The following is a 22,550-nucleotide window of genomic DNA, read 5'->3' as shown; positions in this document are numbered from 1 at the left end:
CAAACGGCGGCCTCCGGGCCGCCGTTTTCGCATCACGCATGGAGATCGCGATGAGCGCGAACGACTGGTCCGCCGCGCGCTACCTCCGCTTCGAGGACGAGCGCACCCGGCCTGCGGCGGAGCTTCTCGCCCGCGCGCCCCTCGCTTCGGCGCGGCTCGCGGTCGATCTCGGCTGCGGCCCCGGCAACTCCACCGAGCTGCTGGCGCGCCGGTTCCCCGACGCCGCGATCGTCGGTCTCGACTCCTCGCCCGACATGCTGGCCGCGGCCCGCGCGCGCCTGCCCGCCGCCCGCTTCGTGGAGGGCGACATCGCCGCCTGGGCGGCGGATGCGGGCGAGAGGCCGGACGTGATCTTCGCCAACGCCGCCCTGCAATGGCTGCCGGACCACGAGACGCTGGTTCCGCGCCTGCTAAGCCGGCTCGCGCCCGGCGGCGTTCTCGCCGTGCAGATGCCGGACAACCTGCAGGAGCCGTCGCACGCGGCCATGCGCGAGATCGCGCTCGACCCGCGCTGGCGCGACCGGCTCGCCGCCGCCGCGGGGTCGCGCACGCCGATCCTCGCCATGGAGCGCTATTACGATCTGCTGGCGGCCTCCGGCGCTTCCGCAGACGTCTGGCGCACCACCTTCGCCCATCCGCTGGACGACGTGGAAGCGATCGTCGACTGGCTGCGCGCGACCGGCTTGCGGCCGTTCCTCGCGCCTCTGGACGGCCCGGAGCGCGTCGCCTTCGAGGCGGCTTACGCGCAGCGGCTGGCCTCGTTCTACGCCCCGCGCGTCGATGGCAAGGTTCTGCTGCGCTTTCCGCGCCTTTTCATGGTGGCCAAAGCCCGTTGATATGGCGATAACTCCGCTGTGCCAGTGTGAAACAGGTTCGGTTCGGCGGAGATTGGGACCCCATGCTTGGTTTCGTGGCGCGGCTCGGCGCCGTGACCCTGATCGCGATCGGCATGTCGCTCGCTTTGACCTTCGGTCTCGCCGCTTTCTTTGGCTTCACGCCGGACGCCAACACCGTCATCATCGCCGCAGCCTGCCCCTTCGTCATCTCGCTCACGCTTGGGGCCTACCTGCAGCGCCAGTCCGACCGGCTGAGGCTGCTGAACGACGATCTTCGCAAGGCCCACGCCCGGCTCAGCTATCTGGCGCGCCATGACGGGCTGACGGGCGTGCTGAACCATGCGGGCTTCTACGACGCGATCGAAAGCGTCCGCCGGCGGGGCGGCGCCCTGCTGCTGGTGGATGCGGATCATTTCAAGACCGTCAACGACGAGCACGGACACGACGCCGGGGACCGCGCGCTGCAGGCGCTGGCGCAGGCCATGACCGCCGCGGCCGGTCCGGGCGCTTTGCTCGGCCGCGTGGGCGGCGAGGAGTTCGCGATCTATCTGCCTGCGAACGGCGCTGCGGAGGCCGCCGTCATCGCCGAGCGGGTTCGGCTCGCGGTGGCCGCGACCGTGGTCGAGCTTCCCGCCGGCGCGGCGACGACGCTCACGGTCAGCGTCGGCGGCGCCACGGATGATCCGGCGCACCCCTTCGCCGAGACGTTCCGCGACGCCGACGCCTGCCTCTATGAGGCCAAGCGCGCCGGCCGCAACCGGTCCATACTGCCTGTCGCCGCCTGACGAGGCCCGGCCGCGCAAGGGACGCCCGCCATGACCACCGACCTGCTCGACGACATCGTCGTTCATCCCGCCCGCCGGCTGTCGGCGCAGCTTGCGGCCGCGCTGGCGGTGGCGGATACGGACAGCTTCGAGACCGAGCCGGTCGAGAGCCTCGACCTGACGCTCGAAGGCGTGCCGGGCGACCTTCATGCGGGCTTCACCCGCGCCGCCGGCTCCCGTGAGCCTTGGCATCCGCGCGGCGTGGAGATGCGCTCCGGGCGCCAGCTTTCGATCGTATCGGAGGAGGAGCTGGCGGAGGTCGCGGCCCGGCTCGGGCTGGCCCGGATCGAGGCCGGCTGGATCGGCGCCAACCTGCTGCTGACGGGGGTGGCGCGCCTGTCCTATCTGCCGGCGGGAACGCGGCTGTTCTTCGCGAGCGGCGCCGCCATCGTGGTGGAGGAGCCGAACGCGCCCTGCCGCGACGCCGGCCGCGCCATCGCCGGCCACACCGGACGGCCGGGAGACGAGCTGTCGTTCCCGAAGGCTGCCCGGCGCTTGCGCGGGGTGGTGGCGAGCGTGGAGCGCGCCGGCCGAATCGTCAGCGGCGAGCCCGTGACGATCCGCGTGCCGGAACAGTGGATTTACTGACTTCCGCGGCCGAACCGCCTTTCAGTTCCGGCGCGCTTGTGTTCGCGCCGGGCGGATGGTCAACATGCGCGCCGTTCGAAACCACCCTCAGAGGCGAAGATCATGGACGAACTCGTGGCGCGGCTGTCTTCCGCCGCCGGAATCGACGCCGCCAAGGCGACGGCGGCGGTGAAGGCGATTCTTGTGTTCCTCGACCGCGAGGCTCCGGCCGACGCCGTGGGCGAACTGGTGAACGCCCTACCGGGGGCCGACGCGGCGCTGGCCGAGGCCAAGGCTCAGCAGGACGGCGAGGCCGGATTCGGCGGATTCGGCGCCATGGCGGCCTATCATGCGCTGACCGCCGTCGGCCTGTCCGGCTCCGAGGTGCAGGTGGTGACCAAGGAGCTTCTGGCCCACGCCCGCGAGCTGGTGGGCGAGGAGACGGTCGGCCGCATCGTCGGTTCGATTCCCGGCCTCGAAGCTTTCATCTGAGCCAATGACCGTTTCCGCCCCCTTCGCCGCCGCGCGTCTCTACGACCGCGTTGGCGGCCCGCGCGTGATGGGCATCCTGAACGTCACCCCGGACTCGTTCTCCGACGGCGGCCGCTTCGACGCGGTCGAGAACGCGGTGGCGCAGGCGCGTCACATGGCGGCGGAGGGCGCGGACATCATCGACGTGGGCGGCGAATCGACCCGCCCCGGCTTTCAGGCGGTGGATGCGGACGAAGAAATCGCCCGCGTCGTTCCCGCCATAAGGGCGCTGAAAGAGGCGGGCGTCACGACGCCCATCTCCATCGACACCATGAAGGCGAAGGTCGCCGCCGCGGCGCTCGAGGCCGGCGCGGAGATCGTGAACGACGTCTGGGGCCTGCAGTTCGACCCGGACATGGCCCGCGTCGCCGCCGAGCGCGGCGCCCCGGTGGTGGTGATGCACCACCGCACCGAAGTGGACCCCGCGCTCGACATCGTCGAGGACATGAAGCGCTTCCTCGGCCGTTCCGTGGAGCTGGCGCTGAAAGCCGGCGTGCCGGAGCGCGCCATCGCGCTCGATCCGGGCGTCGGCTTCGGCAAGACGGTGGCGCAGAACCTGATCGCGGTGCGCGAGGTGGGCCAGCTCGCCGCCATGGGCTTCGCGGTGCTGCTGGGCACGTCGCGCAAGTCGCTGATCGGCCACATCATCGAGCGCGCGCCGGCTGAGCGGGTCCACGGCACGGTCGCGACCTCCGTCATCGGCTGGACCAACGGCGCCACGCTGTTCCGCGTCCATGACGTGCGCGAGAACCGGGACGCGCTGTTGGTGACGCAGGCCGTGCTGGACGCCTGAACGGCGGGCCGCATGGCGGCCCGCCGGGCCGATCTCAGGCCTGGTGGGGCGGCTGGAACATGAAGCCGCGGCCGCGCACGGTGACGATCAAGCGGGCGCCGTCGGCGATGGCCTCGCCGAGCTTGTGGCGCAGATAGCCGATGTAGACGTCGACCACGTTGAGCGAGGCGCCGCCATGGCCGGCCCAGAGGGCCGCGAAAATGTCGGAACGCGCCAGCGGTTCGCCGGCGTGGCGCATCAGCAGCGCGAGCAGATCCACCTCGCGCTCGGTCAGGCGGGCGAAGCCCTCCGCCGTCTCCACGATGCGGGTTTCGAGATCGAGATCGAGCGGTCCCACCACCAGATGGCGCTGGTCGGCGCCGTCGTTCTCGCGCCGCATGGCCTGCACCTTCACCCGGGCCAGCAGCTCCTCGAAATCGAACGGCTTCACCAGATAGTCGTCGGCGCCGGCCATCAGGCCCTCGGTGCGCTCGGCGACGCTGGATCGCGCCGACAGCATGATGATCGGCGCGCTCTGGCCGGCGGCGCGCAGCGCCTTGCACACCTCGATGCCGGATCGCCCCGGCAGCATCACATCCAGAATGATGGCGCAGAACGGCTTGCCGGACGCCGCCACGAGCGCGGAGTCGCCGTCGCCCACCAGCTCCACGTCGTAGCTTTCCGCGGAGAAGCCCCGCCGCAGGACGGAGCCGATGTCGGCGTCGTCTTCCACGATGAGGATGGTCATGCTCGAACTCCCGATCATTCTCTCAGGCCGCCAGATTGAGGGCGGGAAGCGTGATGGTCACCGTCGTGCCGGAGGTCTCGCCCGGCGCGGCGGTGCGGCTCTCGATGGCGATCGCGCCGCCATGGCGCTCCACCACCCAGCGGGCCAGCGCGAGGCCGATGCCGAATCCGGAGCCTTCCCGCTCCGCGGCCGCGCCCCCGCGATAGAACCGCTCGAACACATGGGGAAGGTCGCTTTCGGCGATTCCCTCCCCGTCATCGGAAATCCTAAGGGTGACGAGGCCCTGGGCTTCCGCCGCCTTCAACCGCACCGCGCCCCCATACGACGAATGGCGCAGAGCATTGGCGACGAGGCCCTCGATCACCTGCCGCAGCCAGTCGGCGTCGGCCTCCACATACACCTCTCCCGCGCCGGGCTCGACCGCGAGCGCGACGCCGCGCTGCCGGGCCGCCGGCTCCACCGCCTCGCGGACGTCGGCCAGCAGCTCCGTCACCAGCACGGGCTCCAGCTCAAGCTCAAGCTGTCCGCTTTCTGAACGGGCGACGCGCAGCAGGTCCTCAACGCGGCGGTGCAGCCGCCGGGCGCGGGAGCGGATGGTGACGAGCGCGGCCGTCAGATCCTCCGCGCCGCTCTTGGCGCGCAAAGTCACGTCCGCCTCGCCCAGAATCACGGTGAGGGGCGTGCGCAGCTCGTGGCTGACGTCGGTGAAGAAGCGTCGCCGAGCCCGGTCGATGCCGGACAGGCGCGCGTTGGCGGCGCGCAGCTCGGCGGTGCGCTCGTCCACCATCTCCTGCAGCCGGGCCTGATCCGCCATCAGCTTCGCCTCCCGCCGGGCGAGCTGGGACGCCATGCGGTTGAACCGCATCATGGCGAGGCTCAGTTCGTCATGCCCCTGGACGGGCAGCCGGGTGTCGGTGCGGCCGCGGGCGATCTCCCGCGCCGCGCGCGCCACCTGCGAGATGCGGGAGACCAGAGGCCAGGCGAGCGTGCGGTACAGCACGAAGGCGGCCACCAGCGACAGCGCCACCGCGCCGATCGCGCCGGGCGCCAGCCGCGCGCGCAGCTGCGCCATGGCCTCCTGCGCCTCGCCCGCCGTCGCCCGCTCCTCCTCGATCGCGGCGCTGAGCGCCGGACCGAATCCCGCGGCGAAGGTGTCCATGGCGGCGCGCAGCCGCTCCACGTTGCCGGCCTGTCCCTCGCGGGCCTCGCGAATCGATTCGAGCGCCTGCCGGTCGAGAAACTCGAACCGGGCGCGCATCTGCGCCAGAACGCGGCTGCGGGCGGAGATCAGCGCCGCCTTCTCGTCGTCGCCGCTGCGGGCGACCGCCCGGGCGATCTCCTCGTCGAGGCGGACGAAGGTCTCCTGCACCCGCTTGCGCGGCAGCGACAGGCGGTCCGGCTGGCCCTTGGCCTCGGTCGTCTGCATGGCGATCAGCGCGTAGTCGCCGACCCGGCCGGACGCCGCGGACAGAAGCTCCAGCCGGCGCTGGGCCGAGGCCAGCTCCTCCACGTAGTCGTCGGCGATGGCGAAGGTCCAGGCGACGGCGAGGCCCGCGGCGGCGATGGCGAGCACCGCCGTCGCGAGCAGGAGCGCCATGCGCACCCGGAGCGAACGCAGTGCGGCCGGCCCCGAGACGCGCGAGGCCCTGCGGCCCGCGCGCCCTCCCCGGCGCGCATCCCGCACGCCGGTTCGGCCTTCCACGCTCACGTCCGCCGGCGCGCTCACCTCGCCGATCCAAGCGCCTTCCGCGCGTCCTGGATCGCGTCGAGGCACTCGTCATATTCGGCCTCGCCCTTCTCGCGCTCCGCCACGCGCAGCGCGGTCTTGAGCTTGGCGGCCACGTCGGCCGGCGGGCTCTTGGCCTGCTCCGCCCGGATCATGGCGATGCCCTCGTCGCATTTCGCGGCGTCGTCCGAGGGCGCCGCGGCGGCGCCCGCCGCCCAGAGCCCGGCGACCAGCGCGCCGCAGGCCAGCTTCACGATCGTCATGCGCTTCATCCTCCGTCGGCGGCCGCGTCTTCCGCGCGCGCTCGCCGTTCCTTCACGACTTAACCTTGAAGGTCCCCGACATGCCCTTCTCTTCGAGACCGTCGATCCACCATTTGAAATTGCCGGGGCGGATGACGACGAACTCGATGCGGATCGCGCCCTCGTCGTCCCATTCCAGATGATGGGGCGCGCCGGGACCATGAATCTCGAGATGGTTGATCACGATCTGGTTGATCCAGATGTGGCGGAACAGCTCCGGCGAGAAGAACTTGTATTCCTTGCCGCCGTTGGAGACGATGTCGAGCTGGTAGGATTTTCCGGCCTCCAGCTCGTAGTCCTTCTGGCTGACCGCATAGTCGTCGCCGTTCTTGTCGCCCAGAACGAGGTCCGGCAAAGTGGCGCGGTTCTTGGCGAGATCCGTCGCGCCCGCGGACGCCGCGGCGAGCGCGAGGCCCGCCGAGGCGAGGAACGCCAGTCTCTTGAGCATGGTTTTCTCCACATACGACGTCCGTGGACCGGACGCTTCCGGTTTGCGGCCGAAATCCGCCAAGACGGTTCCGGCTCTTGATGTTGTGCGAAGCCGGCGCGCGGCCGCGGACGCCCGCGGCGACGTCCGCCATGCATCCGACGGACGAAGAAGGCCGGTCTCAAGGCCGACGCCGCAGCCAGGAGAGTCGCGGCGAACGACTTGGCTGACCGGCAGGCAGGCACGACGAAACCCGCGCTCGACTTGCCGCGCCAGATTAAAGACGCGGCCAAGTGGCGTCCATGCCTTAAAATATTATTCTTTTCTTATATTGCTGTGGTGAGATTGTTCCCGGCGGGATTTGTCACGCAAGGGGACACATCGGCTCGCGCCCATCATTCCGCCGCAATGGTTTAATGGCGCCCTGAGATGGGGTCCGACGCCGGAGCGGAGGGTATGATCCGACCCTCTGCGGCATTTCGAGCCAAGCGGAAGAACCGCTTGCCCGTTTGAGGGACCCTGACTAGGGTGCGCCCCGCATGTCCTTGCATGTCGCTATCCGGCCAACCGGTTCGGCCCCCAACCGAACGCAGATGCAACGATAGCCTGGGGCATCGGTCGGCGGTCGCTTCGTCTCAGGAGCGGCCCCGGCGACACCATGGATTTAACCTGGGAGGATGCTTATGGCGAAGATCACCAAGACGCTGATCGGCGAGTCGCTGGTCGGCGACGGCAACGAAGTCGCTCACATCGACCTCATCATCGGCCCGCGTGGCTCGACCGCTGAGTCCGCTTTCGTGAACGCGCTCACCAACAACAAGGACGGCTTCACCTCGCTGCTCGCGGTCGTGACCCCGAACCTGCTGGCGAAGCCGAACACGATCCTGTTCAACAAGGTCACCATCAAGGACGCCCGTCAGGCCGTCCAGATGTTTGGCCCGGCCCAGTACGGCGTCGCCAAGGCGGTCGTGGACTCGGTCGCCGAAGGCGTGATCCCCGAGGACGAAGCCGACGACCTGTTCATCTCGGTCGGCGTGTTCATCCACTGGGAAGCGGCCGACGACGCCAAGATCCAGCAGTACAACTACGAAGCGACCAAGGAAGCCCTCAAGCGCGCCGTCACCGGCGAGCCGAAGGCCAAGGATGTCGTGGCCCAGGCCTCGACCGCGAAGCACCCCTTCGCCGCGAACTAGAGCGGAAACCACCCTGGACAGAACCCGCCTGCTGCTAAGCCGCAAGGCCTGCTCCAGCGGTTGGTCGCTCTGTTGACTGGTAAGTAATGGCAGACGGCGACGGCTCGAAGCGCAAGCTTCGGGCCGTTTCCTTTTGTCCGCCGCCCCTCCCCGCCGCGCTTACGGCGCGACGGAGGCCCCGGCCCGCTTCTTCTCCGCCAGCAGGCCGAGATAGACCTGCGCCAGCGTGGCGCCGGCGAGCGCGGTGACGCCCGCATGGTCGTAGGGCGGCGACACCTCGACGATGTCGAAGCCCTTCAGGTCGAGCGCGCCGAGCCGGCGCAGGCAGGAGATCGCGAAGGCGCTGGACACGCCGCCGCAGACCGGCGTGCCGGTGCCGGGCGCGTAGGCCGGGTCGAGACAGTCGATGTCGAACGAGACATAGACCGGCGCCTCCTCCACATGGCCAAGAATGCGGCTCGCCGTGGCGAGAGCGCCCAGCTCCTGCGCCGCCAGCCCGTCGAGAATCGAAATGCCGTAATCCTGCGGCGCGTGGGTGCGGATGCCGATCTGAATCGAGCGCTCGGGCAGGATCAGCCCGTCGCGCACCGCGCGGGTGATCATGGTGCCGTGATCGATGCGGCGACCGTCGTCGTCCCAGGTGTCCTGGTGGGCGTCGAACTGCACCAGCGCCACGGGGCGCCCGAGGCGGGCCACCAGCGCCTTCAGCACCGGATAGGTCAGGTAGTGGTCGCCGCCGAGCGTCACGAGATGCGCGCCCGCAGCGTAGCGCGCGGCCGCCTGACGCTCGATCGCGGCCGGCATCTCCTCCACCCGGCCGTAGTCGAGCGCGCAGTCGCCGGTGTCGACCACAGCGAGGTCCTCGAAGATGTCGAAGCCGAACGGATAGGCCGGATCGCCCACGTTGATGGTGGAGGCCTCCCGGATGGCGCGGGGGCCGAAGCGCGCGCCCGGCCGGTTGGAGACCGAGGTGTCGAGCGGCACGCCCCACACGGCTGCGTCCGCCCCCTCCGCGGAGCGGGCGTAGGGCCGCCGGAGGAACGAGACGGCGCCGGCGTAGTTGGCCTCGATCGATTCGCCGTAGCGGCGGGTGGAATCGAGCGCATCGTCGACGGGACGCGGGCGGAGCGGATCGGACGGCATGGCGGCTCTGTCGGCTGGGAGAGGGAGGCGGCTCGCGCCAGCCTAGCACCCGCCGTGGCGGGCGGAAGCCACCCCCACGCAGGGACAAAGCGACCGGCTTCGCCTGGAACGTAAAAAAGCCTCTTGGCAGAATCGTTCGACGCCTGTTATACGCGCGGCCTCCGGGGCGGAAACGCCCACGGTCCTCGGTAGCTCAGCGGTAGAGCCCTCGACTGTTAATCGAGTTGTCGCAGGTTCGAATCCTGCCCGGGGAGCCAATTCGGCTCGAAGCCGCCACCGCAATCCGCGTCGCGGCTTCGCCTCACGTCTCCCCTCAGACGCCTCGCCAAGGCTCTGAAGGGAGACGGAGCCGCCCTGCTTTCTCTCCCAAACGATGTCCGGCGTCCCGCTCCCCAGAGCGCGCGATCGCGTCCGATGACGTCAGACCTTGCGGCCGGACGTCACCGGCGCGGCCGCCTCAGCAGCGGCCGTAGACGTCGTTCATCTCCTTGCCCGGATGACGCTTCGAGAACTCCTTCAGCAGGGTCTTGAACGCGAGGCGGCATTCCATGCCGGCCATGGGATCGGCCGAGCGGATGACCGAAAGCGAGCTCAGGCACAGCTTCTCCTTGAGGTCGTCCTCCGACAGCGCCGCCGGGTCGAGCTTGTCGGCGCCGACGACCACCGACTTGCAGACGGACACGCTGCGATGCCCGACCTCCTCCGCCATCACGGCGTGGGGCGCGGCCGGCAGGAGCAGACCCAACGTGACGATCATGCGCTTCAGCATTCGGCGTTCCTCGGCGGTTTTTTTAAGGGGAGCGCTCTCGAACGCGCGCTCCGGCGCACGGAGCAGTGAGCCAAGATCGCGGCTCCGTCCATAGCCCGCATGTCCCTCCGGTCCGCGATCCGCGGCGTGGGCCACTCATCCGGCCCGGCCGGTTTTCCCCAGCTCGTGCGGCGGCCCCCCCTCGGCGCCGAGGCCCGCCGCGCCATCTCATGACGCTCGCGCCGCGTCCGCCGGAGATCCCCGCCCCCATGCCGTCGTCGACTGAAGCCCCCGTTCTCGTCTGGTTCCGGGAGGATCTCCGGCTCGGCGACCATCCGGCGCTCGCGGCCGCGCTGGAGACCGGCCGGCCGGTGACGGCGCTCTACCTGTACGACGACGCAAGCCCAAGCCTTCGTCCTCTGGGCGGGGCGTCGCAATGGTGGCTGTCGCGTTCCCTGAAGGCGCTGGCGCAGGACTGCGCGGCGCTCGGCCTGCCCTTCACGGTGCGCAAGGGCGCCGCCGCGACCGAGATCCCGAAGGCCGTAAAAGAGGCTGGCGCGGCGCAGACGCTGTGGAGCCGCCGCTACGGGGCGGCGGAGGCGAAGATCGACGGCGAGGTTCAGGCCCGGCTCGAACGCGCCGGCGTGGAGGTTTCGACCTTCAACGGCCGCCTGCTTTACGAGCCGTGGGAGGTGACGTCCAAGGCCGGAACGCCGCTGAAGCTGTTCTCGCCGTTCTGGCGCGCCTGTCAGGCCAAAGGCGACCCGGCGCCGCCGCTTCCGAGGCCGACCAAGCGGGACGTCACGGCAGGTCCAGCGCTCGACGGCCTGGCGGTCGAGGATCTGGCGCTGGAGCCAACGACGCCCGACTGGGCCGGCGGCCTGCGCGCGAACTGGACGCCCGGCGAGGCCGGCGCCCGCGAAGCCGTTGGCGCTTTTCTCGACGACGGCCTGCGCGGCTACGCCAAGAACCGCGACCGGCCGGACCTGCCCGCCACCTCGCGGATGTCGCCGCATCTGCGCTTCGGCGAGGTCAGCCCGCGCCAGCTCTGGCACGCGGTGGAGGCGGCGAAGGCGGAAGGCGCGGCGAACGGAACGGATGTGGAGAAGTTCCGCGCCGAACTCGGCTGGCGGGAGTTCTCATACCATCTGCTGCACCAGCATCCGGAGCTTGCGACCCGCAACGTGCAGCCGCGCTTCGACGCCTTCCCATGGTCGAAGCCCGATCCGGCCCAGATGCGCGCCTGGCGGCGGGGCCTGACCGGCTATCCGATCGTGGACGCCGGCATGCGCCAGCTCTGGACCACCGGCTGGATGCACAACCGGGTGCGGATGATCTGCGCCTCGTTCCTGATCAAGGATCTGCTGGTGGACTGGCGCGAGGGCGAGGCGTGGTTCTGGGACACGCTGGTGGACGCCGACCCCGCCAACAACGCCGCGAGCTGGCAGTGGGTGGCGGGCTGCGGCGCGGACGCGGCACCTTATTTCCGCGTGTTCAACCCGATTCTTCAGGGCGAAAAGTTCGATCCCGAAGGCGCTTACGTGAAGGCCTTCGTGCCGGAGCTGAAGGACGTTCCCACACGTTACGTCCACAAGCCGTGGGAGGCGACCGAGATCGAGCTGCGGGCCGCGGGCGTGACGCTGGGCGAAGATTACCCGCGCACGATCGTTGATCACGGCAAGGCGCGGGACCGGGCGCTCGCCGCCTTCGGCCGGCTGCCGCCGAAAGACGGCTGACCCCTTGGCCCGCTGCGCCGCAATTTTGACGTGGGAGGGCGCGAAGGGAGCGCGCGCGGCCGCCGTGTAAGCGCCGACGAACGACCGCGCCTGTCTCCGGAACGCGACTGTCACGCGGTCGTCTCTGTGGCAGAACGGACGGCGTGAAGCGTCCCAAACGAGACCGGCATTTGCGACACCCTTGCGTTTTTCCGAAACTCGGCGTGGCGCTTGTGGGCGCGCTGGCTCTGGCGGGCTGCGCGGGCGACTGGCGGCGCCCGGCGCTGGGCATCGACGCGCCCGCCGGCTGGAAGGACGGCGGCCCCACCAAAGCGGTCTGGCCCGCGCCGGACTGGTGGCGGGGCTTCGGCTCATCCGAGCTGACGACGCTCATCGTCGCGGCGGAACGGGAAAACCAGGACATCGGCGCCGCCAAGGCGCGGATCGAGCAGGCGGACGCGCAGGTGCGCGTGAACGGCGCGGCGCTCATTCCGCTGATCACCGGCTCGGGCGACACCCAGCTGCAGCGTTCGGCGGGAAGCACCCGGGTCGTCGGCGGCTTCCAGACCGCGCTCGCCGCGAGCTATGAGCTCGACTTCTGGGGCAAGAACCGGGCGACGCTCAATTCGGCGCGGGCCTCCGCGGTCTCCGCCCGCTTCGCGGAGGAGGTGGTGGCGCTCGGCGTCGTCACCAGCGTCGCCAACACCTATTTCGCCCTGCTCGCCTCCCAGGAGCAGCTCGCCATCGCCCGCGGCAACGTGGCGAGCGCCCAGAAGGTGCTCGACGCCATTCAGGCGCGGCTCGACGTGGGCACCGCCAACGCGCTCGACCGCGCCCAGCAGCGCAGCGTGCTGGACCAGCAGAAGGCGACGATCCCGCAGATCGAGCAGGAGATCCGCACCAACGAGACCGCGCTCGCGCTGCTGCTGGGCCGGCCTCCGGTGCGGCTCGACGTGAAGGGCGGCCGGCTCGCGAACCTGCGCACCCCGAAGGTGGCGCCCGGCGTGCCCGCCGAGGTGCTGACGCGGCGTCCGGACGTGCGCCAGGCCGAGGCCGATCTCGCCGCCGCCGACTACGACGTCACCGCCGCCCGCGCCGCCTTTTTCCCGACCATCGACCTCACGGCTCAGGGCGGCTTCGAGAACGTGGCGCTGCGCACGCTGTTCGGCTCCCAGTCCGGCTTCTATTCGCTCGGGGCGGGGCTGAGCCAGCCGCTGCTGAACACCGCCCTTCCCGGCCAGCTCGACCTCACGAAGGGGCAGCACCGCGAGGCGCTGATGACCTACCGCAGGGCCGCCGTGCAGTCTTTCGTCGATGTGGAGAACGCGCTGGTCGCGATGCGCAAGACCGCCGAGCAGGAGCGGCTGCAGGGCGCCGCCGTGCGCAGCGCCCGCGAGGCCTACGACATCGCACAGGCGCAGCTGCGCGAAGGCGCGGTCGACGTCACCACCGTGCTCGCGACCCAGCAGACGCTGTTCAGCGCGCAGGACAATCTGGTCAACGTGCGCCTCGCCCGCTTCCAGGCCGCGGTCTCCCTGTTCGAGGCGCTGGGCGGCGGCTGGGCCGCATCGGGGCGCCCGGCAGGCGGCGACAGGCTCGTGCTTGCGCCCGCCGCGACTCCGGCCGACGGGGCTGCGCGATGAAACGCCTCCTGCTTCTCATCCTCGCCGCGGCGCTCGGCGTCGCGGTTTACGTCTACTGGCCGACGCTGACCGGCTGGCTCGGCGGCGACGGCGAGCAGCGGCGGGAGGTGCGCGGCGGCGGCCGGCGCGGCGGCTTCGGCGACCAGCCCATCCCGGTGATCGCAGAGGCGGCGAAACGGCAGGACGTGCCGGTGACGCTCGACGGCGTGGGGTCGTTCCAGTCGCCCAACGCCGCGCTCGTGCGGGCCCAGGTCGAGGGCGTGCTGCTGGAGGTGACCTACCGCGAGGGGCAGGACGTGAAGGCCGGCGACGTGCTGGCCCGCATCGACCCCGCCACCTATCAGGCCCAGTACGACCAGGCCGTGGCCCAGACGGCGCAGGTGGACGCCCAGCTCGCCAACGCCCGGCGCGACTACGACCGCTACGCCCGCCTCGCCAAGAACGACTACGGCTCGCAACAGCAGGCGGAGACCGCCAAGGCGCAGGTGGCCCAGTTCGAGGCGCAGCTGCGCTACCAGCAGGCGCTCGTGGCGCAATCCAAGACCACGCTCGACCGCACGGTGGTGCGGGCGCCGATCTCCGGCCGCGCCGGCGTGCGCCTCGTGGACCCCGGCAACTACGTCTCCGCCGGCGACGCCACCGGCATCGTCTCCATCGCCCAGCTTCAGCCGATCTCGGCCACCTTCACCCTGCCGCAGCAGAACATCGCCGCGGTGACGCAGGCGCTGACGCGCGGCGGCGCGCCCGCCGTCGCCCTCGCCCCCGACGGCGCCACCGCGCTGGACGAGGGCGCGCTGGAGGTGATCGACAACCAGGTCGACCAGACCACCGGCACGGTGAAGCTGAAGGCGACCTTCCCCAACGCGGCGCTGACGCTGTGGCCGGGCCAGTTCACCACCGTGCGGCTGACCGTCGACACGCTGAAGGACGCCGTCACCGTGCCCGGCCCCGCCGTGCAGCAGGGGCCGGACGGGCCGTTCGTGTTCGTGATCGACAAGGACCGCACGGCGCGCCAGCGCCCGGTGGAGGTGGCGCGCCAGACCGCCGCGCTCGCGGTGATCGCAAAGGGCGTCGAGGCCGACGATCAGGTGGTCGTCACCGGCTTCACCCGGCTGCGGGACGGCTCGAAGGTGGCGGTCGGCGCGGCGGGCGCCCGCGGCGAGGACCGGGACGCCGCGGAGACGCCCTGATGAGCGTCTCCGCGCCCTTCATCGCCCGGCCGGTCGCGACCACCCTGCTCGCCATCGCCGTGCTGCTGGCGGGCCTGCTCGGCTATTCGCGCCTGCCGGTGTCGTCGCTGCCGCAGGTGGACTTCCCCACCATCCAGGTCTCGACCCGCCTGCCGGGCGCCAATCCCCAGACCATGTCGTCGCTGGTGACGGCGCCGCTGGAGCGCCAGCTCGGGCAGATCCCGTCGCTGGAGGCCATGACCTCCACCAGCTCCTTCGGCCGCAGCCAGATCACGCTCAGGTTCGATCTGGACCGGGACATCGACGGCGCGGCGCAGGACGTGCAGGCCGCGATCAACGCCGCCAACTCCACGCTGCCCCGCAACCTGCCCTATCCGCCGGTGTTCTCGAAGGTGAACCCGGCCAACACGCCGGTGCTCTCCCTCGCGCTCACCTCCGAGACGCTGCCCATGCGGGAGGTGTCGGACCTCGCCGACACGCTGGTGGCCCAGAGGCTGGCGGAGGTGGCGGGCGTGGGCCGGGTCGCCATCGGCGGCGGCGTGAAGCCCGCGATCCGCATCCAGGCCGACATCGCCCGCCTCGCCTCCTACGGCCTCACGCTGGAGACGCTGCGCTCCGCCGTCACCGGCGCCAACACCTCCGGTCCCAAGGGCTCCGTCAACGGCCCGGCGCAGGCCTTCACCATCTCCGCCAACGACCAGATCGAGCATGTGGAGGTCTATCGCGACCTGATCGTCGCCATGCGCGAGGGCTCGCCGGTGCGGCTGCGGGACGTGGCGGAGGTGACGGACGGGCTCGAGGACAACAACGTGGCGGCGAGCTTCAACGGCCGCCCCGCCATCGTGGTCGAGGTGCTGCGCCAGCCGGGCGCCAACACCGTGGAGACGGTGGAATCCCTGCGCCGGGCGCTGCCCGCGCTCCAGCGCGCCATGCCGGCCGGCGTGGACCTGCATGTGGTCGACGACCGCACCGACACCATCCGCGCCTCGATCCACGAGGTGGAGATCACGCTGGCGCTGTCCGTCGGGCTGATCGTGCTGGTGGTGCTGCTGTTCCTGCGCACGCTGCGCGCCACGCTGATCGCGGGCGTCGCGCTGCCGCTGTCGCTGATCGCGAGCTTCGCGGTGATGTGGGCCATGGGCTTCTCGCTCGACAACCTGTCGCTGATGGCGCTGGTGGTGGGCGCGGGCTTCGTGGTCGACGACGCCATCGTCATGATCGAGAACGTGGCCCGCCACATCGAGGAGGGCGCCTCGCCGCTGAAGGCCGCGTATGACGGCGCGCGGGAGATCGGCTTCACCATCGTCTCGCTCACCGCCTCGCTGGTGGCGGTGTTCATCCCGCTGCTGTTCATGGGCGGGCTGATCGGCCGCCTGTTCCGGGAGTTCGCGGCCACGCTCGCCATCGCGGTGGTGGTGTCGATGGTGATCTCGCTCACGCTCACCCCGATGATGTGCGCCAAACTCCTGAAAGCGCCGCGGGCGGACGCGAAGCCCTCGCCGCTCGCCCGCGCCGCGGAGCGCGCCACCGACGGTCTGGTGGACGGCTACCGCCGCAGCCTGCTCGCCGTGCTGCGCCACAAGGGCCTGACGCTCGCCCTGACGCTCGCGACCCTGATCGCCACCGGCTGGCTCTACGTGATCGCGCCCAAGGGCTTCATGCCCGAGCAGGACGTGGGCCTCGTCACCGCGACGGTGGAGGCGGCGCAGGACGTTTCTTTCGAGGAGCTGAAGCGGCTCGACGCGCAGGTGACCGCCGCCGTTCAGGAGGACGCGGACGTGCGGTCCGTCGTCTCGGTGCTCGGCGTCGGCGAGCAGACGCCGACCCCCAACGCCGGCCGGCTGTCGATCGTGCTCAAGCCCCATGACCAGCGCGCCGCGGACGCGAACGCCGTCATCGCGCGGCTGCAACAGGCGGTCGCGCCCATCCCCGGCGTCTCGGTGGCGTTCCAGGCCGCGCAGGAGCTGCAGATCAGCGCCCGCGCCTCCCGCGGCCGCTACCAGTACACGCTCACCGACTCCAACGCCGTGGAGCTGGCGCGGTCGGCCAGCCGGCTCGTGGAGAGGCTGCAGGCCTCCCCCGTGCTGGGCAACGTGGGCTCCGACGCAAGGCCCGGCGGGCTGCAGGCCCGCGTCGCCATCGACCGGCTGGAGGCGGGACGGCTCGGCGTGACCGCGCAGGCGGTGGCGGACGCGCTGAACGACGCCTTCGGCCAGCGGCAGATCTCCACCATCTACGGCCAGTCCAACCAGTACCGCGTCATTCTGGAGGCCGCCCCGTCCCAGCAGAAGGACCCGGCGGCGATCGGGAAGCTCTACGTCACGTCGAGCGAGGGCGTCGCCGTGCCGCTGGCGGCGGTGGCGCGGGTGACGCTGGAGCCCGCCGATCTGGTGGTCTCGAACCAGGAGCAGTTTCCGGCGGTCACCCTGTCCTTCGATCTCGCGGAGGACGCCTCGCTCAGCGACGCGGTGGCGGCGATCGCGGAAGCCGAGGCGGAGCTCGCCCTGCCCTCCTCCATCGTCGGCGCCTTCTCGGGCGACGCGGCGGAGTTCGCCCAGTCGCTCGCCGGCCAGCCCTGGCTGGTGCTGGCGGCGGTGATCGCGATCTACATCGTGCTGGGCGTGCTCTACGAGAGCTTCATCCATCCGCTGACCATCCTCTCCACCCTGCCCTCCGCCGGCGTCGGCGCGCTGATCGCGCTGGAGCTGTTCGGGCTGGAGCTGTCGATCGTGGCGCTGATCGGCGTCATCCTGCTGATGGGCATCGTGAAGAAGAACGCCATCATGATGATCGACTTCGCGCTGGACGCGGAGCGCACGCGCGGGCTGTCGCCGGAGGCCTCCATCGTCGAAGCGGCCGCGCTGCGCTTCCGGCCGATCATGATGACGACCCTCGCCGCCCTGCTCGGCGCCCTGCCGCTGGCGCTCGCCACCGGCCCCGGCGCGGAGCTGCGCGTGCCGCTCGGCGTCACCATCATCGGCGGCCTGCTGCTGAGCCAGCTGCTCACGCTCTACACCACGCCGGTGGTCTATCTGGCCATGGAGCGGCTTCGGCTGATGGCCACGGGCGCGCGCGCCCGGCCGGCCCCGGAGCCCGCGGAGTGAGCGCGCGGACGCCGGACGGCGCGACGACGTCGTTCTCGTCTCCCTTCATCCTGCGGCCGGTGGGGACCACGCTGCTGGCGGTCGCGCTGCTGCTGGTGGGCTTCGCGGCCTATCTGCGCCTGCCGGTGGCGAGCCTGCCGAACGTGGAGTTCCCGGTCATCTTCGTCAGCGCCAGCCGGCCCGGCGCGGACCCCGCCTCCATGGCGGCGACGGTCGCGGCGCCGCTGGAACGGTCGCTCGGCGCGATCGCGGGCGTGACCGAGCTGACCTCGGTGTCGTCGCTCGGCTCCACCCGGATCGCGGTGCAGTTCGACCTCGACCGCAACATCGACGACGCCGCCCGCGACGTGCAGGCGGCGCTGAACGCGGCGGCCGCCGACCTGCCCTCGGACGTGCCGAACCTGCCCACCTTCCGCAAGATCAACCCCTCCGCCGCGCCGGTGATGTCGCTGGCGCTGACGTCCGACACGCTGCCCGCGACCCGCATCTACGACGCGGCGGACAGCGTGCTGGTGCAGCGCCTCTCTCAGGTGGCGGGGGTCGGCGAGGTCAACGTGGCGGGAGCGGAGCAGCCGGCGGTGCGGGTGCGGCTCGACCCGGCCCGCCTCGCCGCCATGGGCCTGTCGCTGGACGGGGTGCGCGCCGCCATCTCCGACGCCAACGTGCTGCAGCCGGTGGGCGCGCTGGAGGGCGACCGCCGCTCGGTCGCCATCGCCTTCAACGGCGAGCTCGGCGGCGATCCGGCGGCCTATCGCGACATCGTGCTGCGCGCCCAGAACGGCGCGACCGTCCGGCTCGGCGACGTGGCCGAGATCGCGGAAGGCGCCCGCAACTCGCTCTCCGCCGCATGGTTCAACGGCAAGCCCGCCGTGCTGGTGAACGTCACCAAACAGCCGGACGCCAACGTCATCAAGACGGTGGACGGCGTGAAGGCCGTGCTGCCCGACCTGTCGCGCTGGATGCCCGCGGGCGTGGACGTGACCGTGCTGTCCGACCGCACCGCCACCATCCGCGCCAGCGTCGCCGACATGCAGCTCACGCTGCTGCTGTCGATCGCGCTGGTGATGCTGGTGGTGTTCGTGTTCCTGAAGCGCCCCGCCGCCACCTTCGCCGCCGGCGTCACGGTGCCGCTGGCGCTGGCGGGCGCCTTCGCCGGCATGTGGACGTTCGGCTTCTCCATCGACAACCTGTCGCTGATGGCGCTGGCGGTGGCGGTGGGCTTCGTGGTCGACGACGCCATCGTCATGATCGAGAACGCCGCCCGCAACATGGAGAAGGGCCATCCGCCGCATGAGGCGGCGCTGATCGGCGCAAAGGAGATCGCCTTCACGGTGATCTCGATCTCGCTGTCGCTGATCGCGGCCTTCGCGCCGCTGCTGTTCCTGCAGGGGCTGGCGGGCCGGCTGTTCTACGAGTTCTCCATGACGCTGATCTTCGCGATCGCCGTCTCCACGCTGGTGTCGCTCACCGTCACGCCCATGATCTGCGCCCGCCTGCTGAAGCCGGAAAAGCGGCAGGAGAAGCCGGGAATCATGGCGCGGATCGCCGCGGCCTACGGCCGTTCGCTCAGCCTCGCCATGACGGCGCCATGGGCGATGGCGCTGCTGGTGGCGGGCGCGGTGGCGTGGTCGGCGCATCTCTACATGGTCACGCCCAAGGGCTTCTTCCCCCAGGACGACGTCGGCATGCTGCAGGCCATGACCCAGGCCTCGCCGGACATCTCGTTCGAGGCTCTGTCGGCGCTGCAGCTGAGGGCGGCCGACATCATCGCAGCCGATCCGGCGGTGGAATCGGTCGCGCCCTCCGTCGGCGGCGGCCGCGGCTCCTCCAACAGCGGCCGCATCCAGATCGCCCTGAAGCCGCTCGGAGAGCGTCCGCCCGCAGCTCAGGTGATCGAGCGGCTGCGCCGGCCGCTGAGCCAGATCCCCGGTCTCCGGGTGTTCCTGATGGCGCAGCAGGAGATCCGCGCCGGCGCCCGCGAGGGCCGCTCCCAGTTCCAGTTCACGCTGTGGAGCGCGGACCTCGCGCTGCTGCAGGAGACCGCGCCGCGGGTGGCGCAGCGCCTGCAGGCGATTCCCTCGTTACGCGACGTGGCGACCGACCGTGAGGCGAACGGCGTGGAGCTGGTGGTGGAGATCGACCGCGACGCCGCTTCGCGCCTCGGCGTCAGCATGGGCGCCATCGACGCGGCGCTGAACACCGCCTTCTCCCAGCGGCAGATTTCGGTGATCTACGGCCGGCGCAACCAGTACCGGGTGGTGATCGAGGCGACGCCCGACGCCGCCCGCGACGCCGGCGACGTGATGAAGATCTTCGTGCCCGGAAGCGACGGCGCGCAGGTTCCGCTGTCGGCGGTCGCCACCCTGACGCGCCGCACCGCGCCCCTCGCGGTCAACCATCAGGGCCAGTATCCCTCGATCACCATCACCTACGACGTGGCGCCGGGAACCGCACCCGGCGAGGCGAACGCGGCGGTGGCGCAGGCGGTGGCGGACATGCGCCTGCCGGATGGGATCAACGCCCAGTTCGCGGGCGACGCCGCCGAACTCGCCTCCTCCGGCTCCAGCCAGACGGTGGTGATCCTGACCGCGCTGCTCGCGATCTACATCGTGCTGGGCGTGCTCTACGAGAGTTACGTCCACCCGATCACCATCCTCTCCACCCTGCCGCCGGCGGGGCTCGGCGCCCTGCTGGCGCTGCAGGCGACCGGGGGCGACCTGAACGTGATCGCGCTGATCGGCGTGATCCTGCTGATCGGACTGGTGAAGAAGAACGGCATCATGCTGGTGGATTTCGCGCTCGACGCCGAACGCCATCGCGGGCTGTCTCCGCGCGACGCCATCATCGAGGCGGCGACGGTGCGCTTCCGTCCCATCCTGATGACCACCTTCGCCGCCCTGCTGGGCGCGCTGCCGCTGGCCTTCGGCGAGGGACCGGGCTCCGAGCTGCGCCGTCCGCTCGGCGTCACCATCGTCGGCGGGCTGATCGTCAGCCAGGCGCTGACGCTCTACACCACGCCGGCGATCTACCTGCTGCTCGACAGGCTCAGGCGGCGACGCCGGGCGCCCGAGCCGCAACCCGTTCCGGCGGAGTGACCCCGGACGGGAGCGAAGTCCATCCGGGATCGGTCAGGCCACAGTCGTGGCGTCAGTAGCCGGAGCGGCGACGGTCGCGGGCGTCCTCGCGCCGGTCGCGCTGCTCGTCACGCCACTCCCGGCGCTGCTCGCGACGATCCTCGCGGACGCGCTCGCGGCGCTCCGCCTCGCGCCATTCGGAGCGCTGGCGCCGGCGGTCCCACTCGCGACGGTCGCGACGGTCGCTGTCGATGATCACGGTCGAGGATCGCTCGTAACCGCCATGGCCGTAACCGTAGCCGGGTCCGCCGCGCGTCTCCGTGCAGCCCGCGAGAGCGGCTGCGCCGAGCGCGACGGCGATCAGGGACGTGAACTTCATGAACTGGCCTCCAAAAACCGCCCGGGAGGCCATATCGGGCGAAGCCTCGGCTTGGAAAGCCGCGTTCGACCTTTTTCCGCCGCTTTCTTGCGTTTTCAGCCGCGTGAAAGTCCCTGGCGCGCCAGCGCGGCCTCGTAAGCCGAGAACATCTCGGCGCCCTCGTCCCCGAACCGGCGCAGGGCGGACCATGTGTAAATCCCCGTGTCGTGCCCGTCGCTGAACACGAGCCTCACCGCGTAGGAGCCGACCTGCTGCACGTCGCGGATGGTCACGTTCCGCTTGCCGGGCACGGTGGTCTTCTGCTCCGGCGAATGGCCCTGCACCTCGGCGCTCGGGCTCTCGACCCGCAGCAACTCGGCGGAAAGCTCGTGGCGGGCGCCGTCGGCCCAGCCCACGGCGAGGCGGCGACCGTCCCGCGACAGCGTGATCTCCACCGGCCAGCCCGCATCGTCCGTCATCATCGTACCTCTTCTGGCGTGCCAGCCCTTTACGAGCGGCCCCGCAACTCCTAGCTTCTGTCAACGCGCAGAACCAGCGCCCGCGGCTTAAACAACAACAACCCCGCCGCTCCAGGACGAAACCGCCCGATGCTCGCTCCGCATGCCTCGACGACCGCGCCGCTGGTGGACCCGTTTCAGCGGGCCATCAGCTACCTGCGCGTCTCGGTGACCGACCGCTGCGACTTCCGCTGCGTCTACTGCATGTCCGAGCACATGACCTTCCTGCCGAAGCGGGACCTGCTGAGCCTCGAGGAGCTGGACCGGCTGTGCTCCGCCTTCGTGCGCCTCGGCGTGCGGCGTCTGAGGCTGACCGGCGGCGAGCCGCTGGTGCGCCGGGACGTGATGACGCTGATCCGCTCGCTCGGCCGCCATCTGGAGTCCGGCGCGCTGGACGAGCTGACGCTCACCACCAACGGCAGCCAGCTCGCCCGCTACGCCGCCGATCTGACGGCGGCGGGGGTGCGCCGCGTCAACGTCTCGCTCGACACCCTCGATCCCGCGAAGTTCAAGGCCGTGACGCGCTGGGGCGACCTCGCCCAGGTGCAGGGCGGGATCGACGCCGCGCTTGCGGCGGGCCTCGACGTGAAGATCAACGCCGTGGCGCTGCGCGGGGTCAACGAGGACGAAATCCCGGCCATGATCGACTGGGCGCACGCCCGCGGCATGGACCTGTCGCTGATCGAGACCATGCCGCTCGGCGACATCGACGGCGACCGCACCGACCAGTACCTGCCGCTCAGCCTCGTGCGCGCCCGGCTGGCGCAGCGCTTCACGCTGAACGACATTCCGTATCGCACCGGAGGCCCGGCCCGCTACGTGTCGGTGGCGGAGACCGGCGGCCGGATCGGCTTCATCACGCCGATGACCCACAACTTCTGCGAGAGCTGCAACCGGGTGCGCGTCACCTGCACCGGCACGCTCTACATGTGCCTCGGCCAGGACGACGCCGCCGACCTGCGCGCGCCGCTTCGGGGAAGCGACAGCGACGACCGGCTGGAGGAGGCGATCCGCGACGCGATCGCCCGCAAGCCCAAGGGCCACGACTTCATCATCGATCGCCGCAACGCCAAACCCGCAGTGGCGCGCCACATGTCGACCACCGGCGGCTGACGCAAGCGGCGACGCTTT

General features: G+C 70.9%; 20 protein-coding genes and 1 tRNA gene. 13 read left to right on the top strand and 8 right to left on the bottom strand.

Annotation, left to right across the window (positions count from 1 at the left end):
• Window positions 1–50 precede the first annotated feature (50 nt).
• From tam to folP, 5 genes are all read left to right on the top strand, one after another.
• Window positions 51–836: a trans-aconitate 2-methyltransferase gene (gene tam / locus PKE85_RS01925; RefSeq protein WP_271203104.1), complete on the top strand. Its 786-nt coding sequence runs from the start codon at window positions 51–53 to the stop codon at window positions 834–836.
• 62 nt (window positions 837–898) lie between these two features.
• Window positions 899–1,621 (top strand): GGDEF domain-containing protein, encoded by a 723-nt coding sequence (locus tag PKE85_RS01920; RefSeq protein WP_271203103.1) that lies wholly within the window; start codon window positions 899–901, stop codon window positions 1,619–1,621.
• Window positions 1,622–1,651: 30 nt separating this feature from the next.
• Complete coding sequence (locus PKE85_RS01915; protein ID WP_271203102.1) at window positions 1,652–2,248, top strand: MOSC domain-containing protein; 597 nt, start codon at window positions 1,652–1,654, stop codon at window positions 2,246–2,248.
• Between the two features lie 102 nt (window positions 2,249–2,350).
• On the top strand, window positions 2,351–2,719 hold the full coding sequence (locus PKE85_RS01910) for a hypothetical protein (protein WP_271203101.1): 369 nt from the start codon (window positions 2,351–2,353) through the stop codon (window positions 2,717–2,719).
• A 4-nt stretch (window positions 2,720–2,723) separates the two neighbouring features.
• Window positions 2,724–3,551, top strand: a complete 828-nt coding sequence (folP, locus tag PKE85_RS01905; RefSeq protein WP_271203100.1) for a dihydropteroate synthase — start codon at window positions 2,724–2,726, stop codon at window positions 3,549–3,551.
• A 34-nt stretch (window positions 3,552–3,585) separates the two neighbouring features.
• On the opposite strand, the gene PKE85_RS01900 is transcribed toward folP, so the two are convergent.
• From PKE85_RS01900 to PKE85_RS01885, 4 genes are all read right to left on the bottom strand, one after another.
• Window positions 3,586–4,278, bottom strand: coding sequence for a response regulator transcription factor (locus tag PKE85_RS01900; RefSeq protein WP_271203099.1), 693 nt, complete (start codon window positions 4,276–4,278; stop codon window positions 3,586–3,588).
• 22 nt (window positions 4,279–4,300) lie between these two features.
• Entirely contained in the window at window positions 4,301–5,875 is a 1,575-nt protein-coding gene (locus PKE85_RS01895; protein WP_271203098.1) for a sensor histidine kinase, read from the bottom strand.
• 125 nt (window positions 5,876–6,000) lie between these two features.
• The gene (locus PKE85_RS01890) at window positions 6,001–6,267 is read right to left on the bottom strand and encodes a histidine kinase (protein WP_271203097.1); all 267 of its coding nucleotides are present in this window, start codon (window positions 6,265–6,267) and stop codon (window positions 6,001–6,003) included.
• A 52-nt stretch (window positions 6,268–6,319) separates the two neighbouring features.
• A complete protein-coding gene (locus tag PKE85_RS01885; protein ID WP_271203096.1) occupies window positions 6,320–6,754 on the bottom strand; it encodes a cupredoxin domain-containing protein in 435 nt (144 codons plus the stop codon).
• 662 nt (window positions 6,755–7,416) lie between these two features.
• Between PKE85_RS01885 and fae the strand changes: the two genes are divergently transcribed.
• A complete protein-coding gene (gene fae / locus PKE85_RS01880; RefSeq protein WP_271203095.1) occupies window positions 7,417–7,926 on the top strand; it encodes a formaldehyde-activating enzyme in 510 nt (169 codons plus the stop codon).
• Between the two features lie 159 nt (window positions 7,927–8,085).
• Here fae and speB read toward each other — a convergent pair whose 3' ends face one another.
• Window positions 8,086–9,069, bottom strand: a complete 984-nt coding sequence (gene speB / locus PKE85_RS01875) for an agmatinase (RefSeq protein WP_271203094.1) — start codon at window positions 9,067–9,069, stop codon at window positions 8,086–8,088.
• Window positions 9,070–9,251: 182 nt separating this feature from the next.
• Between speB and PKE85_RS01870 the strand changes: the two genes are divergently transcribed.
• A tRNA-Asn gene (locus tag PKE85_RS01870) sits at window positions 9,252–9,326 on the top strand.
• A gap of 200 nt (window positions 9,327–9,526) precedes the next feature.
• Here the strand turns inward: PKE85_RS01870 and PKE85_RS01865 are convergent.
• On the bottom strand, window positions 9,527–9,838 hold the full coding sequence (locus PKE85_RS01865) for a hypothetical protein (protein ID WP_271203093.1): 312 nt from the start codon (window positions 9,836–9,838) through the stop codon (window positions 9,527–9,529).
• 248 nt (window positions 9,839–10,086) lie between these two features.
• Between PKE85_RS01865 and PKE85_RS01860 the strand changes: the two genes are divergently transcribed.
• From PKE85_RS01860 to PKE85_RS01840, 5 genes are all read left to right on the top strand, one after another.
• Window positions 10,087–11,553 carry a cryptochrome/photolyase family protein gene (locus PKE85_RS01860; protein WP_271203092.1) on the top strand — a complete coding sequence of 489 codons (1,467 nt, stop codon included), beginning with the start codon at window positions 10,087–10,089 and terminating at the stop codon, window positions 11,551–11,553.
• A gap of 203 nt (window positions 11,554–11,756) precedes the next feature.
• Entirely contained in the window at window positions 11,757–13,175 is a 1,419-nt protein-coding gene (locus tag PKE85_RS01855; RefSeq protein ID WP_271203091.1) for an efflux transporter outer membrane subunit, read from the top strand.
• Window positions 13,172–14,365: an efflux RND transporter periplasmic adaptor subunit gene (locus PKE85_RS01850; RefSeq protein WP_271203090.1), complete on the top strand. Its 1,194-nt coding sequence runs from the start codon at window positions 13,172–13,174 to the stop codon at window positions 14,363–14,365. The genes PKE85_RS01855 and PKE85_RS01850 overlap by 4 nt, the downstream gene beginning before the upstream one ends.
• Window positions 14,365–17,469 carry an efflux RND transporter permease subunit gene (locus PKE85_RS01845; protein ID WP_271203089.1) on the top strand — a complete coding sequence of 1,035 codons (3,105 nt, stop codon included), beginning with the start codon at window positions 14,365–14,367 and terminating at the stop codon, window positions 17,467–17,469. Before PKE85_RS01850 ends, PKE85_RS01845 begins: the two co-directional genes overlap by 1 nt.
• Window positions 17,466–20,564: an efflux RND transporter permease subunit gene (locus PKE85_RS01840; RefSeq protein ID WP_271203088.1), complete on the top strand. Its 3,099-nt coding sequence runs from the start codon at window positions 17,466–17,468 to the stop codon at window positions 20,562–20,564. The genes PKE85_RS01845 and PKE85_RS01840 overlap by 4 nt, the downstream gene beginning before the upstream one ends.
• A gap of 52 nt (window positions 20,565–20,616) precedes the next feature.
• Here PKE85_RS01840 and PKE85_RS01835 read toward each other — a convergent pair whose 3' ends face one another.
• Both PKE85_RS01835 and PKE85_RS01830 read right to left on the bottom strand, forming a co-directional pair.
• Entirely contained in the window at window positions 20,617–20,922 is a 306-nt protein-coding gene (locus PKE85_RS01835) for a hypothetical protein (protein WP_271203087.1), read from the bottom strand.
• A gap of 95 nt (window positions 20,923–21,017) precedes the next feature.
• Window positions 21,018–21,380, bottom strand: a complete 363-nt coding sequence (locus tag PKE85_RS01830; protein WP_271204053.1) for a gamma-butyrobetaine hydroxylase family protein — start codon at window positions 21,378–21,380, stop codon at window positions 21,018–21,020.
• Between the two features lie 129 nt (window positions 21,381–21,509).
• On the opposite strand from PKE85_RS01830, the gene moaA reads away from it, so the two are divergent.
• A complete protein-coding gene (gene moaA, locus PKE85_RS01825; RefSeq protein WP_271203086.1) occupies window positions 21,510–22,532 on the top strand; it encodes a GTP 3',8-cyclase MoaA in 1,023 nt (340 codons plus the stop codon).
• The last annotated feature ends 18 nt before the right edge of the window (window positions 22,533–22,550 follow it).

It is taken from the genome of Methylopila jiangsuensis (assembly GCF_027922305.1).
GTDB lineage: Bacteria > Pseudomonadota > Alphaproteobacteria > Rhizobiales > Methylopilaceae > Methylopila > Methylopila jiangsuensis.
This window is presented reverse-complemented; position numbering and strand designations above follow the sequence as displayed.

Coding starts and splice junctions, on each gene's coding strand:
- tam (WP_271203104.1), top strand. CDS start 51: ATGAGCGCGAACGACTGGTCCGCCGCGCGCTACCTCCGCTTCGAGGAC.
- PKE85_RS01920 (WP_271203103.1), top strand. CDS start 899: ATGCTTGGTTTCGTGGCGCGGCTCGGCGCCGTGACCCTGATCGCGATC.
- PKE85_RS01915 (WP_271203102.1), top strand. CDS start 1,652: ATGACCACCGACCTGCTCGACGACATCGTCGTTCATCCCGCCCGCCGG.
- PKE85_RS01910 (WP_271203101.1), top strand. CDS start 2,351: ATGGACGAACTCGTGGCGCGGCTGTCTTCCGCCGCCGGAATCGACGCC.
- folP (WP_271203100.1), top strand. CDS start 2,724: ATGACCGTTTCCGCCCCCTTCGCCGCCGCGCGTCTCTACGACCGCGTT.
- PKE85_RS01900 (WP_271203099.1), bottom strand. CDS start 4,278: ATGACCATCCTCATCGTGGAAGACGACGCCGACATCGGCTCCGTCCTG.
- PKE85_RS01895 (WP_271203098.1), bottom strand. CDS start 5,875: ATGGCGCTCCTGCTCGCGACGGCGGTGCTCGCCATCGCCGCCGCGGGC.
- PKE85_RS01890 (WP_271203097.1), bottom strand. CDS start 6,267: ATGACGATCGTGAAGCTGGCCTGCGGCGCGCTGGTCGCCGGGCTCTGG.
- PKE85_RS01885 (WP_271203096.1), bottom strand. CDS start 6,754: ATGCTCAAGAGACTGGCGTTCCTCGCCTCGGCGGGCCTCGCGCTCGCC.
- fae (WP_271203095.1), top strand. CDS start 7,417: ATGGCGAAGATCACCAAGACGCTGATCGGCGAGTCGCTGGTCGGCGAC.
- speB (WP_271203094.1), bottom strand. CDS start 9,069: ATGCCGTCCGATCCGCTCCGCCCGCGTCCCGTCGACGATGCGCTCGAT.
- PKE85_RS01865 (WP_271203093.1), bottom strand. CDS start 9,838: ATGCTGAAGCGCATGATCGTCACGTTGGGTCTGCTCCTGCCGGCCGCG.
- PKE85_RS01860 (WP_271203092.1), top strand. CDS start 10,087: ATGCCGTCGTCGACTGAAGCCCCCGTTCTCGTCTGGTTCCGGGAGGAT.
- PKE85_RS01850 (WP_271203090.1), top strand. CDS start 13,172: ATGAAACGCCTCCTGCTTCTCATCCTCGCCGCGGCGCTCGGCGTCGCG.
- PKE85_RS01845 (WP_271203089.1), top strand. CDS start 14,365: ATGAGCGTCTCCGCGCCCTTCATCGCCCGGCCGGTCGCGACCACCCTG.
- PKE85_RS01835 (WP_271203087.1), bottom strand. CDS start 20,922: ATGAAGTTCACGTCCCTGATCGCCGTCGCGCTCGGCGCAGCCGCTCTC.
- PKE85_RS01830 (WP_271204053.1), bottom strand. CDS start 21,380: ATGACGGACGATGCGGGCTGGCCGGTGGAGATCACGCTGTCGCGGGAC.
- moaA (WP_271203086.1), top strand. CDS start 21,510: ATGCTCGCTCCGCATGCCTCGACGACCGCGCCGCTGGTGGACCCGTTT.